The following is a 17,121-nucleotide window of genomic DNA, read 5'->3' as shown; positions in this document are numbered from 1 at the left end:
CCAAAGCTTAGTTATTTTTCCCAAAGCGGAGCACTGTCGCGGAATGTACTCCTGATTTTCAATCTAATCAAAGATCTGTACTTTGCAAAAAGGCCTACAAAGTTACAGGATTTATTTTGATAAACTACAGGATTGTTGATATCTTTTTTAAGGCGACCCTCATCCCCTGGTGAAAACCGGCTTGGTTGGGGTGGACAAACGGGGGTTAAATACATATCCCTCAGCAGCGAATGAAACCAGGTCGTCGGCATTGCTCACCCTGTTTCTGATCAACCACGAGGCCATGAGCCCCCGGGCACGCTTGGCAAAAAAGCTGATCATCCGGTAGGTTCCGTCTTTTCCGTCTTTAAATTCGGGTGCTATGACCCTGCAGTTCAGCGCCTTGAAATCGACGCTTTTGGAATATTCCTGGGAAGCAAGATTGACGATGAATGGCTGTGCTTCATTTCTTAAGTCCTCGGCCAACGACATCGTAATGTCGGCATTCCAGAAAGCATAAAGATCCTTGTACTGTCCAATTCCAAACGATGTGCCCATTTCGAGCCTGTATGGCTGAATCAGGTCGAGCGGACGAAGTATGCCATACATACCGCTCAAGATGCGCAGATGTTGCTGTGCAAAGTGCAGGTCATCGGGGCCCATGGAATCGGCCTTCAAACCTTCGTACACATCTCCTTTATAGGCCAGCACAGCCGGGCGCATGGCCTCAACATTTGTAGGCGAACCCCATAGCTGAAACCTTTCGTGATTGAGCTGAGCCAGTTTTGGGCTGATATCCATCAACTGTGCGAGCTGCTCGGGTTGGAGCTTGCGGAGTTCATTGGCCAACATATCCGCTTTGTGTGCATAAGCGGGTTTGCTGGTAGTCAGCGCAGGTACGGACGTACTGAAGTCGAGGGTCTTTGCAGGCGAGAGCAGAATAATCATGGCATTCAGTTTACACCTTATAATATACTATCAACTCAAACAAACAACATGTCGCAGTAAAAGTTTGAAATACTATCGCATCATTTGGCTGAAAGTTTCCTTTTCGCTGATTTCATTCAGCAGGGAGGCATCGCGGAGTATGAAATACGTTTCTTTGTCGTTCATTTTCAGCTCAATGAGTCCGATTAGCATCATCTTTAACAGTACATCTTCGGCTTTTTTTCGCGAAATGCCTGCCTGAGCACTGAAGGTTTCGAGGCTGATACGCAGGCCATCGGAGAGCATGCTGAACAGCTTCATTTCGACCTGTGTGATGCGGATATGAACCGCCTTTCCGGATTCGGACAGGCGCCAGTAGGCGAGGAGCATGCGATCGGCAAGGATGTTTTTGTCGTCGACGCGTATAAACACTTTAAAATCATCGCCTTTCAGGGGAGCCTTGTGCTTGACGTCGGTGCTTTTCGGCACCACCACCTCGAGAACGACCTTACCATCCACATTCCACTCCCGGGTTTTGAATTTTACCTCCGGCCTGCAATATAATTGTGCTGCTGCTTCAACCATGTAGTATTCCTCTTCGGAACGAACGCCGGCTATGGCTCCGTTGTCTTTAACCCCAATCAGGAGCCGGCCCCCGTCAGTATTGGCAAAAGCCACCAGGGTGCGGGCTATCTTGCGGCTGTCGGAAATCTCGAACTTGAAGTCGAGTTGCTGATGTTCGCCCTGGGCAATGAGTTTGTGAATATAGTCGGACATGGGCAGTTTTAGCAAATAACAGCACAAAGCTCCGAAAGTTTGGGCATAACCTCACCCCGGCTTTGCTGAAATGTAGGATGAAATTGCAGATCAGATGAATACCAGGTTATCGCGGGAGGTGTTTTTCTCGCAATAATGGCAGGCAAGTTTCAGCTCGTTATGTTCATCGTAGATTACGGTAAATTTAGTTCCCACATCTTCCTTGTTGGTGATGCAATTGGGATTGAAGCATTTGACAATGCCTTCGATGCGTTCGGGTATTTCGACGCCTGTTTTCCGGGTCACTTCGTAATCGCGGATTTCGATAAGTGTGGCCGTTGGCGCAACAAGGGCAATCTTGTTGATTTCTTCGCTGGCAAACCAGTGGTCGCTCACCTTGATAATGCCTTTGGTTCCGTATTTCTTGCTCTCGAGGTTTACGCCAAAATACACCTGCTTTTGGGTGTTGTCCAGTCCGAGGATGCGGAGCACCTGAAATACACTTTTTGCGGGTATATGGTCGATAACAGTACCGTTTTTAATGGCTGATACGATGAGCTGTTGTCTTTTATCGTTCATAACTATTTGTTTTTTAGGTTATTTAAGACCAAGAATGCTTGCCACAATGGCCTGGCGGACATATACGCCGTTGAGTGCCTGCTCGAAATAGTAGGCTTTTGGATTGGTGTCCACGTCCACATTGATTTCGTTTACACGTGGCAGCGGATGCAGTACTTTGAGGTTGGGTCTGGAATCTTCGAGCATCTGATTGTTCAGGTTGTAGGAGTTTTTCACCTTTTCGTATTCCAGCGGATCGGGGAAACGCTCGCGCTGAATACGTGTCATGTAGAGGATGTCGCAATTGGGTATGACTTCGTTCAGGTCGGTGTACTGGTAATATTCCAGTTTGGCTTCTTTGATGTAGCGCTTGACTGCGCTGGGCAATTTGAGCTCGACCGGCGAAACGAGATGGAAACGGGTGTTGAACTGCGTGAGGGCAATCACCAGGCTGTGCACTGTGCGGCCGTATTTGAGGTCGCCCACAAAAGCCACATCCAGTCCTTCGAGTTTGCCCTGGGTTTTGCGGATGGAATACAGGTCGAGCAGGCACTGGGTAGGATGCTGATTGGCGCCGTCGCCTGCATTGATAATGGGAACGGGAGAAACTTCGCTGGCGTAACGTGCCGAGCCGTCGACAGGGTGCCGCATCACGATAAGGTCGGAATAGTTGCTCACAGTGAGGATGGTGTCTTTGAGGCTCTCGCCTTTGCGCACGCTGCTGGTGTCGGCACTGGCAAAACCAATGATGCTTCCGCCAAGCTGCTGCACTGCACTCTCGAAACTCAGGCGCGTGCGCGTTGAAGGCTCGAAAAAGAGAGATGCAATCACCTTACCTCTAAGCAATTCCTGTCGTGGCTGCTTTTCGAACTCTGCTGCCAGGTCAAGAATCCGCAATATCTCCTCCCTGGAGTAATCGCTGATCGAAACCAAACTTTTGTTTTTCATGTAATTTGAATTTTAGTTGAATTTCAGGCTGTTGATGAACAAAAAAAAGACGGCAGAAGCCGTCGGAAATGAAATCAATAAAAAAGACAGACCCATGGATGGAGCCTGTCCTGTATTTTCTTTCCGGTGAAACATGCGTTGATGTGTGTTACCGGAATGCAAATATACCTGATAATTAATTCAAGCCAGTATCTCTGATTGCAATTATCCGGAAAAGCACATTTTTTTGACAGAAAGCTGACTATTTACCATAGGTTAATAGAGAGGTAAAATCTTATTAAGCCGGGAATCCTAAACTTGCAAAAATTTCAAACGTTTTCGGAAAATGGCTACTGGTGTGGTAACGGAGTTTACTCCGTCGAAAGGATATGGTTTTGTGCGTGATGGCGAGAGTGGGATGTATATCCGTTTCGACATGCAATCGCTGCTTGAGGAGATTAGCTTGCACGACAGGGTAAGCTACACCATTGTTGAGCTCTATCCGGGACGCGTGGCAGTGAACATCGTCAAGATGAAGGATGCGCATTTGTCAGAACTCGACCATAATACCAATGGTAGGCAATATAGTTCCGGTGGTGTTGGGGATGGGACGTAATACGTATCGCGTGCCGTCGTCGGAAAGTTTGAAACTTCCATCAGGATTGCGTTCGCGCACATAATTATCAGGGCCTTTTGCCTGATAGTTGTACAGATTCTGCACGTCCAGATACAGCATCAGACTCCACCTGTCGAAGAAGTATTTTTTGTCCACCCTGATATCCAACTGGTTATAAGGATCGAGACGAAGCTGGTTTAACCTGCGGAAGTCGAGATAGGGCTGCCCCTGTGCATCCCATGCTTCAATAATTGATGATTTGTCGAGGTCGAACGGGGTATAAGGCAGACCGCCATCGAAACGCCATTTGGCTCCCACGATCCAGTTTTTGGGCAGGTTGCGCGTTACGGTAAGCACACCAATGTGACGGAAATCCCAGCTTGAAGGCACAAATTTTCCGGTGCGGTCTTCAAATTCGCTCCGCACAAAGGTATATGAGAGGATCATGTTGAAACTGTTGCGGAGCTTTGTTCTGTTGACAAGTTCGAAACCGTAGGCCCTTCCGTTGCTTGTTGATGTAACAGGTTCGTCGCCGAGCACCCCGTAGTTGGCACCTTTGTTGGCCAGGCTGATGGAATCGCGCAGCGAGAATGGATACTGGCTATAGCCCTTGTAGAAGGTCTCGAACGAGAAAAACAAATCGTTGCGCGGGATATATTGAACTCCACCAATTAATTGATTTACAGCTATATAATCCAGGTCATTATCTTTATTTACCAGGTTCCCGCTGTTATCCTTAAATCCGAGTGTGGTGTAGGATGGAAGTTGGTAGTAACGACCTGCATTGGCCGTAACTGCCCATTTATCGGTGAGCACATAATTGGCAGAAATGCGTGGCGAAAGCTGGCGCAGCGGATTGGACATCCTGCTGCTGTAGGTATTGAAATCGGTGCGGATGCCGCCTGAGAGGGTCAGCCTGTCGTTGACAAAGTTTTTGCTGAGCTGTGCCGAAGCCGCAAACTTACCGAGGGTTAGAAAAGTATTGTAATTCAGGTTGATGGCTTCGTTGCCCAGAAAGATGAGTTGCCGGGTATTGTTGCTGTATTTGGCATATTCAGCGCCCAGCATGTAAACAAATTTGTAATCGCCATACCGGATATTGTTCTCAAAGCGCAGTTTATTTTCAATCTCCTGACTGGCATAGTCAAGGATTCGCGGGCGCGATTCGTTGTTTTCAGGGTATTTGTAGGTAGTGTTGTTGAGCATATTCCGGCTGAGCACCAGGGTTTGGAAGCTACGTTCCTTGAAGTGGCGGTACACCCCGCCGATGGCATAGCTCCATTGTTCATTTACAGGAAGATAGGTAAGAATGTATTCCTGTTCTTCGGTGGGATTTGCAATGCCGGTGTTCAACCTGAATTGGTCGAGCGATCCAATGCTCACGATGGTGAGTTCGTTTTTCTTATCAAAGCGTGTTTTCCATTTCAACTGGTAGTCGTTGAAAGTTGGCAAAAATGGCAGACCAATCACGTCGAACAAAAACTGGAGGTAGGAACGACGTGCCGAAATGATGTAGCTCGATTTGTCGCCAGCAGGACCGTCGGCAGTGAGGCTAAGTTCGGAGGCCCCAACACTGAAGCGGAATTTGGGTTTTTCCTTGTTGCCTTCTTTCTGGGTAAATTCGAATATGCCACTCAGGGCGTTGCCACGGTTGGCCGGAAAAGCGCCGCTGTAGAAATCGACACCCGAAATGAAGTCGGCATTCAGAATCCCCACTGCCCCACCGCTTGAGCCCTGGGTAGCAAAGTGGTTGATGGTCGGGATTTCGATGCCATCGAGAAAGAATCGGGCTTCGGAGGGGCCGCCGCCACGAATGATGATGTCGTTGCGGAACGACAGGCCTGAACCTACACCCGGAAGTGATTGGATAACGCGGGAGATGTCGCGGTTGCTGTCTGGACTGGTTTCAATTTCGGATACAGTGAGCCGCTGGAGCGAGAGTGGGCTTTCCTCGGTGCGGAGAAACGGGTTGGCCACTACCTCGACCTCCTGCAGCGCGATGCCGGCATTTTTCATACGGATCTCGACAAATTCGGTCCTGGCATTGGTCACCTGAATCTCGGCAGAGCGGGTGTTGACATAGCCCACATAGGTAGCTTCGAGGGTGATGAATCCTGGTCTGAGGCCTGTTATCGTAAATCTTCCGTCGAAGTCGGTGGTGGCGCCGGTATTGGTACCCACGATAATGACGTTGGCGAAAGGAAGCGGTTCGTTGCTTGTGGCATCCACAACCCTGCCTTGTACCTGCGCATTTTGTGCCAAAAGGGAAAAGGTTGCTGCAATCCAAACAAATATGGTGGCAAAAAAGTTTTTCATAACCGATGGTAGTTTATCTCCTGACATTAAGTTTAATCTGCCTGAATATATCGAGCGCGGTAGTGTGTCCGGTGAGATCGGTATAGATGCGTCCGTCTTCGCCGTAGGGGTGGCCGTGGCCTATTGGGTTGAGGACATAAGATGCCATCAGATCATTCAGATTCATATCAACCGCATAAATCAGGCTTGGCTGGGCCGAAGAGCGATAGTCGAGATTTCCGGGAAAGCGGTCGTTGTGCCAGGTTTTGTTCCAGTCCCAGGGTTGATTGACCTCGACCAGCACTCTGAATCGCGACGGAATTGTATCGACCGGGCTGGCGTTGAGGTTAAAGGACGATTTAGGCGTAGGACCGGTAAAAGCATCGGCAACCGGGTTCTCAGGAGTAGGCATGGCAAAACCATCTGTGGCTCCTTCGCGTTTGTGCAACCACACCGGCAGGGCTGCCGGACGAATGCTCCTACCAGGCTCTCGTTTCCATTTTCCATCACCGGCATCGGCATAACTAAAGTAACCAGTTGCAATGGAGCGTGTTACGAAAATCGTCTGAATGAGCCGGCCTTCGGTATCTTCGAGCCAGATTGCAAAGGTGGGATGATTGTGCGCGCGTCCGGCCAGGAAACTTAGTTCAAGTTGCAGATTGCCGTCGGCATAAGTTTTTGTTATGGTTTCGGTGATTGGTGTTCCACCGAGCTGCCTTCCGGTACCCGAACAGGCATGTAGCATGATCATGGCCAAAAGCCAGGTTAATGCAATTAACTTCCCTCTCATTTTGTTATTGTTTGCAATTAAACACACCTGGATGTAAAAAAGTTCAAAAAAAAACCCGCAATAATGCGGGCTTTGTCTTGAAGAAAAAAATTTTGGAGCTGCTAGTAATTGATCATCACCGGCATGACGAGCATGAGGATGTCTTCGTCGGGATTGTCGTTTTCGGCAGGCATGAGGATACCTGGCCGGTTTGGTGCCGACATTTCCAACCTGATTGCATCCTGCTCGAGGTTGGCCAGCATTTCCTGGAAGAAACGCGAGTTGAAGCCGATTTCCATGTCTTCGCCGTCGTAGCTGCAGCTCAGCCGTTCTTTTGCTTCGTTGGCAAAATCCGGATCTTCGGACGAAAGCAGCAGTTCCTGACCGGTAATCCTGAACCTCACCTGCATGGTTGATTTGTTGGCAAAGATAGCCACACGGCGGAGGGAGTTGAGCAGGGCAAGCCTGTCAACGGTGAGTTTATTTGGGTTTTGTGCCGGTATAACTGCCTCATAATTAGGATACTTACCCTCAATCAAGCGGCACACCAGGCGAAAGTTCTCAAATACGAACGAAGCATTCTTGTTGGTAAACTCAAAATAAACATTGGCATCGGGGTTGGAAGCCAACAGGCTTTTGAGCTGGTTGATAGGTTTTTTGGGCAGAATGATGGAAGCAGTTTGCTGGGCTGAGATATCGCGGCGACGGTAGCGGACGAGCTTATGAGCATCGGTGGCCACAAAAGTGATGTAATCGGGCAGCATCTCGCATAAAACTCCCGACATGGTGGGCCTGAGCTCATCGTTGCCCACAGCAAAAATGGTTTTTTCGAAAGCGTTGACCAGCAGTTCGGCAGGGAAAGTCATACCCGCAGCGTCTTCGAGTGTGGGGGGCTGAGGAAATTCGTCACCTGGATGGCCGGCCAGCTTATACTTACCCTCGCCTGCAAGCAGCTCGATGGCATAGGTTTGCAGGTTAATCTGGAAGGTGATCGGGATGTCGGGGAAAGTTTTAAGAATCTCGAGAAGCATCTTGGCGGGTATAGCCACTTCGCCATTGCCCTCTGCCATGTCGGCTTCGAGCTTCACAATCATTGTTGTCTCGAGGTCCGATGCAGTTACGGTGAGTATCTGCCCATCCAGGTTAAACAAAAAATCATAGAGAATGGGAATCGTATTGCTGGCGCTCAAAACACCGCTGAGCGACTGCAAGCTGCGCAGCAGCCGTTGGCTGGAGATGATAAACTTCATAGCTTCGTTAAATTTAAGGCGCTAAGTTACTAAATCCTGTAGCACATCACCAAGTGAAAGGAACAAGCTTTTATGTTGTAGACTGCTTTTTACGGAAATTGACTTTCGACTCCGTGCCATTGATCAGACGCTGAATGTTTTTCCGGTGAGTGATCGGGAGGAACAGGCTGACACCAATGGCAAGCGCATAATACGTCCAGTGGGGAGGCGGAAAAAAGAGGATCACCATGAGTGTGAAGGAAAAGCCGGCCAGCATGCTCGACACACTCACGTAGCGCGATGCGAGCAGCACAGCAACAAACACCAGGACGGCCAGCCAGCTTGCCACCGGAAACAGCGCTATGCCCGAACCGAGCAAGGTAGCCACCCCTTTGCCTCCTCTGAAATGGGCAAATACCGGTAAAGTGTGGCCTATCACAGCTGCTGCGGCAACGAGGATGTCGAGCACCGCAGGTACTTCGGTCAGTCCGGTCATTTTTGCAAGCACCGGGCTCAAAGCCACAGCCACATAGCCTTTCAGGATATCAACGATGATTACCGGAATACCGGCTTTCACACCAAGCACGCGGATGGTGTTTGTTGCACCGGCGTTGCCGGAGCCTTTGGTGCGCACATCCACCCCGTAGAACCATTTGCCCACCCATACGGCTGTGGGTATCGAACCCAACAAGTAGCCCACAAGAACCGGAATCAAATAACCCATAACTCATGTAATTATTTAAAATTGAACATTTTGCATCTTTCTCAAGAAATCAACCATGCGTCTGCGATTGGCAAGGGTGTATTCATATTTATCGCCCTGGCTGTCGGTGATGGTGCGTTTGTCGTCCTTGATGGAAGCCAGCGCGGTGTTGAATGCATCGGAGGAGGACAACATTTGCATGAGGCCGGAACGGTAGTTGAAAAAGTACCATTGCTTAGCTGTTGGCATGAGGTAAAAACTGAAACCGTCGGACACACGGGATTGCTCGAGCTCGATGAAGCCATCAACAGTTTTGCTGACCATCGTACGGTTTATGCTTGCCAGGGAGAGTGAACCCATTGAGATGAATGAACGGGTTTCGGGGTTCCACTTCAATCGTATGGCGCTAAAGAACAATGTATTGACCAATTTGTCGGGCAACCGTCGCGGGCTGCCATAAAGGGCTATTTCGTTGCCAAGTCGTTCGGTTTCGGCAGCGCTGATCAGCTTTGATGCGGCAAACAGATAGTTGCCCTGATTGAGGGCAGCGCCGGGCAAATTGGCTGCCGCAAGGCTGTCGGCCATCAGCCCGATTAGTTTATCGTCGACCGGGAAACTTAAGGCAAGGCTCAGGTCTAAATAAAGGCTGTCTGGAATTGTTAGGTAGTTGTAATTGCCGAATGTACTGAGATTTACACCTGGCATCATGAGGCCGAGGTCGAGCTGCCCCTGACCGCTGATGATGCAGCGGTTGGTATTGAGCCAGAGGTAATCGCGGGTGTCGCCTTCAGTGGGCTCAACCTTAAACGAGAGGGTAGGCCTGTCAAAGTATATCAGTCCGGATACAGCGGCCACAACAGATTCGGCGCCCCCCGGATTCTGAAGCAGATATGCCCGGTAGCGGTCCTGGGCTGCGGAGTAGAACAAGCCGGAGTTGATGCGGTTGCCGGCGAGGTCGGTCATGACCGGTCGGACGGGCAGGCGCACATTGGTCGGATCGACAAGGGTATCGAAACGCGCCCAGGTGTTTGCGCTCTCGAAGCAGTTGTGTATCGGACGGTAACCTCCCGAAAAGCGGAGGGTTTTCAGTTTTGCCGACAAGATAACCTCGCCTGCAAATGCAAACCAGGGGTTAAGCATCAGCGGATCCGATTGTTCAACTTTACCGCGGGCTACTGTGATTCCCTCATTATCGGGGGATATGTTATTAAGGTGTACGATGGTTACCGTTCCATTGACATCTTTATAAGCGTAATTTCCTGATGCATTGTATTTTAAACGACTGAGGACTTCCACCCTGGCATTCTCGATACGGTGCATTCTGTTGGAAGTGTCGGCTATGATGACCGCCTCCTCGAGGGGCATCATGCGTGCGTCACGCAGGATGGTGATCCTGCCATCGCCCGGGAAAACTGCGGCATCGGCCACACGCAGAATTTTTACCTCCCTGGCTTCTATGGCGTATTTGTTCAGATCGTAGGAGGCTTCGAGGGTGAAAAATGACAGCTTATCCTGTGCCGGGTGATCCGACACGAATTCGGAACCACTGAGATTGAGGCTGATCAGATCGTATTCGCTGAGTTCTGAAAGCCTGATGCGGCTGGCCATCTTCCTGTTGTTGAGCAGGATAAGGTTTTGGTCCATCAGCCACTGGGCTTCGTCGAGTGTGCAGGAATACTGATTAAACGGGAAAACCAACCTGCTCATTGAACCCAGGTTAATAAAATCACCCAGGCGCTGCTCAAAATCGATATTTACCCTGTAATCGGTTGCCAGGAATGCGGGTTTGATGCCTTCGGAAGGCATCAGGGAGAAATCGGCCGTATCGGCCACAAAGCTGCTGGCCAAAAGCTCGAACCAGCGCGATGACACCGTCGCCTGCTCAAAACTCAGCTTGCCACTGGCCCTGGCACCTTCGGGTGAAAGCTCAACAACACCAAGAAAATTGGCCAAGTCATACAGGTTTGCGGCGTCCTTCAGGGTTTTCACACTTGCCGTGTTTTTGGGCACATTCCACAGAAGCTTTAGCAATTCTCCCTTTCCATCAGGAAATTGCACCTCTCCCAGCTGCTGCGCCATCTGCCAACTGTCGGTTATGGCCGACACAGAATCGGGGTAGAACCTGAACTGGCGGGAAAAGAATTTTGAAGTCTGATAATCAAGCTGTCCGGTGCCTTTAAAGCCGTCGCCTGACAGGGACAATTCGGTATAATACTGAGCCAGTCCGCCAAACATGGGATAGCCTTCGGGCGGCAGCTTGTGTGTGAAACCCAGGGCGTAATCGGGCATGACGTTGAGCTGTTCCCGGATCACGGGAAACATCGTGCCAGAGTTGAGGTAGCCTGTGATTCGGAAATTTTCGGTCGAAAAATTGCTGAGGCTGTCGATACGGAAAGGATCGACCACATAAAAAAACGACTCCCTGCGAAGCGTACCTTGCTGAATGTAAGGCTGATCGAAATATACATACGACTCGCCTGTGCTGGTAAAAGACGGAAATTCAGCCATGTCGTTCCGTCCTGATTTGTTTCGTGGTTCGTCTATTCTGAGGGTTCCGGTAAGGTTGGCAATGACGTTGCGTACTTTGACATACTCAGGTTTAGCTCCGGAGGGCAGGTCGTTGCGGAGCACCGAAAATGCCAGAGAGTCCACAAGCGAAAACTGCAGGTTGAATGGTTCGTATTCAAAAACGGCTTCCCGGGCATAAAAATCGAACAAACCTGCACGCACATGTCCTTTGAAGCGGAAGTCGCGGTTTTTTCCAAATACCACCTGCTTGCCCTCGGGCACCAGCTGAACCCCCTGCTTTTCGCTCAGTACCACTTCGTCCACACCGTCCACCGTCAGGCTAAAATCGCTGATATTGAGAATGAAGTTCGACACACGCGCCGGGGTTTCCGAATCCAGCCTGATCACATCATAATCCTCCCTGCCGGTTGATGCCTCAATCGTCTGAAAGAAAGCCGGCAAGACAGTGATGACATTGGTTTCGCCATCATACAGCAGGTATCCTCTTTCCACCAGGTTCAGCACAAGTGCCACCACCTGTTCGGGTGGTTTGCGAAGGTAGGTGGCCAGGAAATTCAATGGGATGGTATTGCCGGCATTGGTTTCGCTGATGTATCTGTTTATCTGATACATCGGATGAATTTCGTCGATCATCTGGAGCCTGCGGAACTCCGGCTCGGCAAAATAAGATTGCGACACCAGGCTGGCCCGGCTTGTGGTATTGAGACCGTCGAAGCTGCGAAAATGCACCTGATTTTCATCTATTATCCAATAAGCTGCTTCCGGGTATAAGAGGAGTTTGTGGTAAGTGCTTGTGAAAGGCGCCCTGCCCCGTCCTTCGTTGGTACGCAGTGCAGTTAGCCGGCGACGGTTGTTGTCGTAGCTGAAATCAAGCCCGGGGTGAAAAAGGCTGTCGTTTTCGAAAACAAAGCTTATGGCTGTTCGCTGCGACCTGGTTTGCTGTCTGCTCAGGTCGAATTGCTGCGACCTCGCAATGGCAATGGTTCTGGATCCTTGCCTGAAAATCAGACTAGCAGGAATCTCAGTACCGCCAATACCTATCAACGAACGACCCTGCATGAGTATGCCTCCGGCAAAATCGACTCCGGGGTAAATGTTGGGCAATTCCAGCACATCGAGCAGCGACCTGAACCGCGGGTGTGGAGTGCGTTCGTTGGCCGGCGCATTGTACACCTGATCTTCGAAGCTGCCCTGTACGGCCTGGTTGAGCCTTCCCGGAAAATATGCGACCACAGGCGATGCGGATACCTGTGGGCGGTTCATGTCGATACGGTATTGTTCAAATTCGACCCAGGCTTCGTCGGGTGCAAGCCCAAAACGTTCCCATCCGGCCTTACCTCCCCTTCCTGAAAATTGTTGCGGGATAAAAGCCAGTTCGCCCGAGGTTTGATATATCCTCAGACTGTCGCGCAGGGTGGCACAGGCCAGGGTTGCATCGGCAAGCCTCAGAATCAGCGTAGTATCATAAACGAACGAAGCCTGTCCGGCACGCAGATACCAATTTGTGGTTCCGCGTCCGGCCAGGCGCTGCCGGTCGAGAAGTTGTGCAGTCTGATCGAGCAGTCGTTCGGCCGGACGGGTATCGCGGTCAGCCAAAAGCAACTCAAGCTGATAAAGCCATGCATCCAATCCTTTGATGGGGCTTGTTTCCGAAAGGTGTGACCAGGCCATTGCCAGCAAGGTGGACTGGTTTGGCCAAGGCCGCATCCGTAATGCGTCCATGCGGGCAGATGCTTTTTGCAGGCGTTCGGCCTGCTGCGGGGAGAGTTTGCCATCGGCAATTCCGGCAAGAATGGCTGCTACCTGCCTGGAAATCATTTCCACCTGTGGTTGGGACTGTCGTTCGGCAAGCCTTTGCTGCAAACCGGAGAAAAATGCTTCGGGGCTTTGGTTCTGCTGTGCGAAAGCTACGGGCAGTACACCAAAGTACGTGATAATCAACACCAAACTCCGGCAGATTCGGTTCATGGCCTTTGATATAGCAAATCAACGCCTGTAGAAAACAGCTGCAACCCAGTTGTTGAGGCTGAGGTGTTCTACATAGGTGAGGCAACTCGATGCAGCCTCCTGCCTGATGGCTTCGAGGTCTTCGGTATAAAACCCACTGAGAATCAGATACCCGCCGGAGAGCAATGCCTGGGTATAATGCCTGATGTCGGCCAACAATATGTTCCGGTTGATGTTGGCGAGGATATAGTCGAAAGTGCGGTGGCCGATCGTTTGGGCATCTCCCATTTCCACACTTACGGAGCTCACCTGGTTGAGCTCTACATTATCGAGTGCATTGGCATAAGCCCACTCATCAATGTCGATTGCCACGGCAGACAGGGCATGCATTTTCATGCCCAGGATGGCAAGAATTGCAGTGCCACAGCCCATGTCGAGCAGATGTTTTCCGGCTGGAGGGTATTGAAACATCAGTTGCATCACCAGGGCCGTGGTTTCGTGGTGGGCAGTGCCAAACGACATACGGGGTTCGATGAGCAGATCGAATTCATAGTTGGGATCAGGCTGATGGAAAGGTGCCCTCACCCGGCATCTGCTGTTGATAATTACCGGATCGTAGTTCGACTCCCAGACCTCATTCCAGTTTTTTTCGGGCACGACTTCAGTCGAAACCCATTCAACTTCATGGAATACAGGCCTTTTTAGAACTTCATCTAAAGCTTCTTTAGAAAACGATGCTTCTTCGATATAAGCCAGGAGCGTATCTTCATTCTGGCTGAAGCTATTGAAGCCGACCTGTCCGAGGGCATCGGCAAGCAGGTCGGCCACAACTTCGTTGGTATTGGCAAAGCTCAGCTCGAGCCAGGCCATCGTTATTAGGATTTACAGATTTCGAAAAACTCGGTTGCCACCAGCGAAGCGCCACCCACGAGGCCACCGTCCACACCGGGCTGTGCGAAGATCTGTGCGGCATTGCGGGCGTTGAGGCTGCCACCGTAAAGAATTTTTGTTTCTTTAGCCATTTCGTCGCCATAGCGCTCAGCAATGAGCGTACGGATGTAAGCATGCATCTCGGCCGCTTGTTCGGGCGTGGCATTTACGCCTGTACCAATGGCCCAGACTGGTTCGTAGGCAATGATGACTTTAGCAAACTCGCTGGTATCGAGGTGAAAGAGGCCATGGCGTACCATGCGGCGAACCACTTCGAAATGCTTTCCGGCTTCGCGCTCGGGCAAGGCTTCACCCACACAGAAGATCGGAGTCAGATTGTTTTCGAGTGCCTGATTCACCTTTGCCGTAAGCATTTTGTCGTCCTCGTTGAAATATTTGCGGCGTTCGCTGTGGCCGATGATGCAGTAGTCCACTTCCATGCTGCGAAGCATGCCGGCCGAAACTTCGCCGGTGTAGGCCCCACACGGGAAAGGGCTGATGTTTTGTGCTCCAACCTTGAAATAACCCTCCTGAGCGTAATCGGTTGCGATTTCGAGGTAAGGAAAAGGAGGACAAATAATTACTTGATTATCAACCTCTTCTTTTTCGAAGAGGCTGATCAACTCTTCGATGAGCTCCTCGGCTTCCTCAAAGCCTTTGTTCATCTTCCAGTTGCCGGCGACAATTTTGTTGCTCATAATGCTATGTGTTAAAGTTAAGTTCAATTCAGCCTGACACGGGGATCGAGCACCGCATAAAGCATATCGACAAAAATATTAATAATAATGAGAAGCAAGGCAATAAACAACACTGAACCCATGAGCACAGGCAGGTCGTATTTTTCGAGTGCATCCACAACCACCAGTCCGAGGCCTTTCCAGTCGAAGATATATTCTACGAAAACTGCTCCGGCCAGCAGAGAGGCAAACCATCCCGATATGGCCGTAATTACAGGGTTGAGCGCGTTTTTCATGGCGTGCCCGGCAATAATCCGGAACTCGCTTAGGCCTTTGGCTCTCGCTGTGCGAATGTAATCGGATTGCAGCACCTCGGTGAGCGAAGTGCGCATAAGTTCGGTAACGATTGCGAGCGGCCGGATTCCGAGGGTTACTGCGGGCAGAATCAGGTTCTTCAGAACCAATCGCTCGCCGCTTCCATCGTCGGCCGGCTCATACAAACTTCCGACCAGATTGAGCCCGGTAAAGTCGCCAAGCAACCACGCAAACACCCATGCCATGAGCATGGCAGCAAAAAACGAGGGCAGCGACATCCCCAGGGTGTTGATCACAAGTACGGTCTGATTCAGCCAGTTTTTATTGACCAACGCGGTCCATGCCCCCAGCATAATACCCAGAACGGAGGCTAAAACGATGGAAGCCACCGCAAGTAGCAAAGTATTTGGAAATGCTGTGGCAATCACTTCCGCCACCGGTCTGCGGCTCTGATAGCTCTGGCGGAGGTAAGGCGTTTTTAGCACAACGGACAGCTTTCCGGTTTGAAACTGAAGAAAAGGCTTGCCATAACGCTGGTCATCATACGCAAAAGATTGGCTACCAGACACATGAACCGAAACTGGTGACAGATCGTTGAGAAAGAGAAGGTATTGCTGCGATTTTGGCAGATGCAGTCCGAGATCGCGGCGCACAGCTTCCACGGTAGCCTGATCGGTGCGCTGGCCCACCATCATGGCGGCAGGATCGCCGGGAAGTATATTAAACAACAGAAATATCAAAGTGGCTACACCCCACAAGACAAGAGCACCATATGTAAGTCGCCGGAGGAGAAATCGCCACATGCTGTTTCAGTGTTGTGAAGACCTGAATTTGTCAAGTTGGTCTAAGATGGAAGGTAGTTCATCAGGTCCGGGGAAATTGCGAAAGTGCCATTTGCCGGCCACGAAGCCTTTGTGAAAGAGCACCAAGCCCGGATTGGAGCGGATCATTGTTTTTAGAGTGGTGCCATCGGCATAAAAGATGTCGGCATCAAGCGAAAACTCCTTGCGGATCTGTTCCATTTCCTCCGGAAGTGAAGCGGTGAGCAATGCCACGTGCATATTGGCTTCGGTGAGCATTTCGATCAGGGCTGAGGCCTGGCTCCACCCCTGCTTTGAAGCTTTGGAGGCATCCCAGGATACGACGACAAACATGGCATCGCTGCCGAGCAGATACTGAGTGAAGTCGTTGCCCGATTCATCTTCGGCCATAAGGCCATGCACCACATGATCGCTGTCGTATTCTGTGCGTTGATCCAGGAACTCCCATGCTGCCAGCCACTCCGGATCATTCCAGGGAAAGTTGGGCGAAAGGTATTCGCGCACCTCCCCCGTTTCCTTGTTCTGATACTTCACATAAACCCTCATTTCTGCCTCAGGATCAGGCAACATGCGGTTACCTACCTTCCACGGCCGAAAGTCGAGAAAAGGTTCGTTGAGGTGCTGATAGAGCGAGAACCAAACGAAGCCCGCCACAAATATTGTTGCAAGCACAGCCTGAACGCGTGGCATAACCATGGGCCTGAAGCTTTTCCTCCGGGCAAAAACCACCAGCGTGGGAACCATAAGAACTACGTTCTTGAAAAAAGTCTCCCAATTGGTGAGCTTGATGGCATCGCCAAAACAGCCGCAATCAGTCACCGGGGAGTATAGGGCATCATAAAATGTCAGCAAGGTGAAGAAAGACATGATAACCAGCAACAGCCAGGAGGTGAAACGGATGTAAACGGAGAAAAGCAATGCTGCACCAATGAAAAACTCCAGCGTACACAGCAAAATGGACAAGGGTAAGGCCAGATCGTTGGCCCAGGTAGTGCCGTATGCGTTAAAATAATCCTGCAGCTTGAAGGCGGTGCCCATGGGATCGACACCTTTCACAAAGCCGGAAAATACAAAGACAGCCCCGACAAGCAGGCGGCTGAGATGCATTATCAGGTAGTTAAGCTTCATAACACATGGTGTTGA

General features: G+C 50.6%; 14 protein-coding genes. 1 reads left to right on the top strand and 13 read right to left on the bottom strand.

Annotation, left to right across the window (positions count from 1 at the left end; genetic code table 11):
• Window positions 1-159: 159 nt before the first annotated feature.
• The 4 genes from yaaA to pyrB all read right to left on the bottom strand — a co-directional run bounded on the left by yaaA (window position 160) and on the right by pyrB (window position 3,168).
• Complete coding sequence (gene yaaA, locus IPM52_02005) at window positions 160-927, bottom strand: peroxide stress protein YaaA (GenBank protein MBK9290400.1); 768 nt, start codon at window positions 925-927, stop codon at window positions 160-162.
• Between the two features lie 72 nt (window positions 928-999).
• Window positions 1,000-1,683 carry an ATP-binding protein gene (locus IPM52_02000; GenBank protein ID MBK9290399.1) on the bottom strand — a complete coding sequence of 228 codons (684 nt, stop codon included), beginning with the start codon at window positions 1,681-1,683 and terminating at the stop codon, window positions 1,000-1,002.
• A 90-nt stretch (window positions 1,684-1,773) separates the two neighbouring features.
• The gene (locus IPM52_01995) at window positions 1,774-2,241 is read right to left on the bottom strand and encodes an aspartate carbamoyltransferase regulatory subunit (GenBank protein MBK9290398.1); all 468 of its coding nucleotides are present in this window, start codon (window positions 2,239-2,241) and stop codon (window positions 1,774-1,776) included.
• Between the two features lie 18 nt (window positions 2,242-2,259).
• Window positions 2,260-3,168, bottom strand: a complete 909-nt coding sequence (pyrB, locus tag IPM52_01990) for an aspartate carbamoyltransferase (protein ID MBK9290397.1) — start codon at window positions 3,166-3,168, stop codon at window positions 2,260-2,262.
• Window positions 3,169-3,493: 325 nt separating this feature from the next.
• Here pyrB and IPM52_01985 point away from each other — a divergent pair, with 325 nt between their 5' ends.
• A complete protein-coding gene (locus IPM52_01985) occupies window positions 3,494-3,763 on the top strand; it encodes a hypothetical protein (GenBank protein ID MBK9290396.1) in 270 nt (89 codons plus the stop codon).
• Here the strand turns inward: IPM52_01985 and IPM52_01980 are convergent.
• The 9 genes from IPM52_01980 to IPM52_01940 all read right to left on the bottom strand — a co-directional run bounded on the left by IPM52_01980 (window position 3,698) and on the right by IPM52_01940 (window position 17,106).
• On the bottom strand, window positions 3,698-6,079 hold the full coding sequence (locus IPM52_01980; protein MBK9290395.1) for a TonB-dependent receptor: 2,382 nt from the start codon (window positions 6,077-6,079) through the stop codon (window positions 3,698-3,700). The two genes, IPM52_01985 and IPM52_01980, sit on opposite strands and share 66 nt — an antisense overlap.
• 13 nt (window positions 6,080-6,092) lie before the next feature.
• On the bottom strand, window positions 6,093-6,848 hold the full coding sequence (locus IPM52_01975; GenBank protein MBK9290394.1) for a hypothetical protein: 756 nt from the start codon (window positions 6,846-6,848) through the stop codon (window positions 6,093-6,095).
• A gap of 101 nt (window positions 6,849-6,949) precedes the next feature.
• A complete protein-coding gene (gene dnaN / locus IPM52_01970; protein MBK9290393.1) occupies window positions 6,950-8,077 on the bottom strand; it encodes a DNA polymerase III subunit beta in 1,128 nt (375 codons plus the stop codon).
• 70 nt (window positions 8,078-8,147) lie between these two features.
• Complete coding sequence (gene plsY / locus IPM52_01965) at window positions 8,148-8,780, bottom strand: glycerol-3-phosphate 1-O-acyltransferase PlsY (GenBank protein MBK9290392.1); 633 nt, start codon at window positions 8,778-8,780, stop codon at window positions 8,148-8,150.
• 15 nt (window positions 8,781-8,795) lie between these two features.
• Window positions 8,796-13,256: a hypothetical protein gene (locus IPM52_01960; protein ID MBK9290391.1), complete on the bottom strand. Its 4,461-nt coding sequence runs from the start codon at window positions 13,254-13,256 to the stop codon at window positions 8,796-8,798.
• 18 nt (window positions 13,257-13,274) lie between these two features.
• Window positions 13,275-14,105 (bottom strand): 50S ribosomal protein L11 methyltransferase, encoded by an 831-nt coding sequence (gene prmA / locus IPM52_01955; protein MBK9290390.1) that lies wholly within the window; start codon window positions 14,103-14,105, stop codon window positions 13,275-13,277.
• 5 nt (window positions 14,106-14,110) lie between these two features.
• The gene (locus IPM52_01950) at window positions 14,111-14,863 is read right to left on the bottom strand and encodes a triose-phosphate isomerase (GenBank protein ID MBK9290389.1); all 753 of its coding nucleotides are present in this window, start codon (window positions 14,861-14,863) and stop codon (window positions 14,111-14,113) included.
• Between the two features lie 23 nt (window positions 14,864-14,886).
• Window positions 14,887-15,960 carry an ABC transporter permease gene (locus IPM52_01945; GenBank protein ID MBK9290388.1) on the bottom strand — a complete coding sequence of 358 codons (1,074 nt, stop codon included), beginning with the start codon at window positions 15,958-15,960 and terminating at the stop codon, window positions 14,887-14,889.
• A gap of 6 nt (window positions 15,961-15,966) precedes the next feature.
• Window positions 15,967-17,106 (bottom strand): DoxX family protein, encoded by a 1,140-nt coding sequence (locus tag IPM52_01940; GenBank protein ID MBK9290387.1) that lies wholly within the window; start codon window positions 17,104-17,106, stop codon window positions 15,967-15,969.
• Window positions 17,107-17,121: the final 15 nt, after the last annotated feature.

The sequence above is a fragment of the Bacteroidota bacterium genome (assembly GCA_016715945.1).
Lineage (GTDB): Bacteria > Bacteroidota > Bacteroidia > Bacteroidales > F082 > JALNZU01.
The sequence above is the reverse complement of the archived record's forward strand: the minus strand, read 5'-3'. Positions and strand labels throughout refer to the sequence as shown.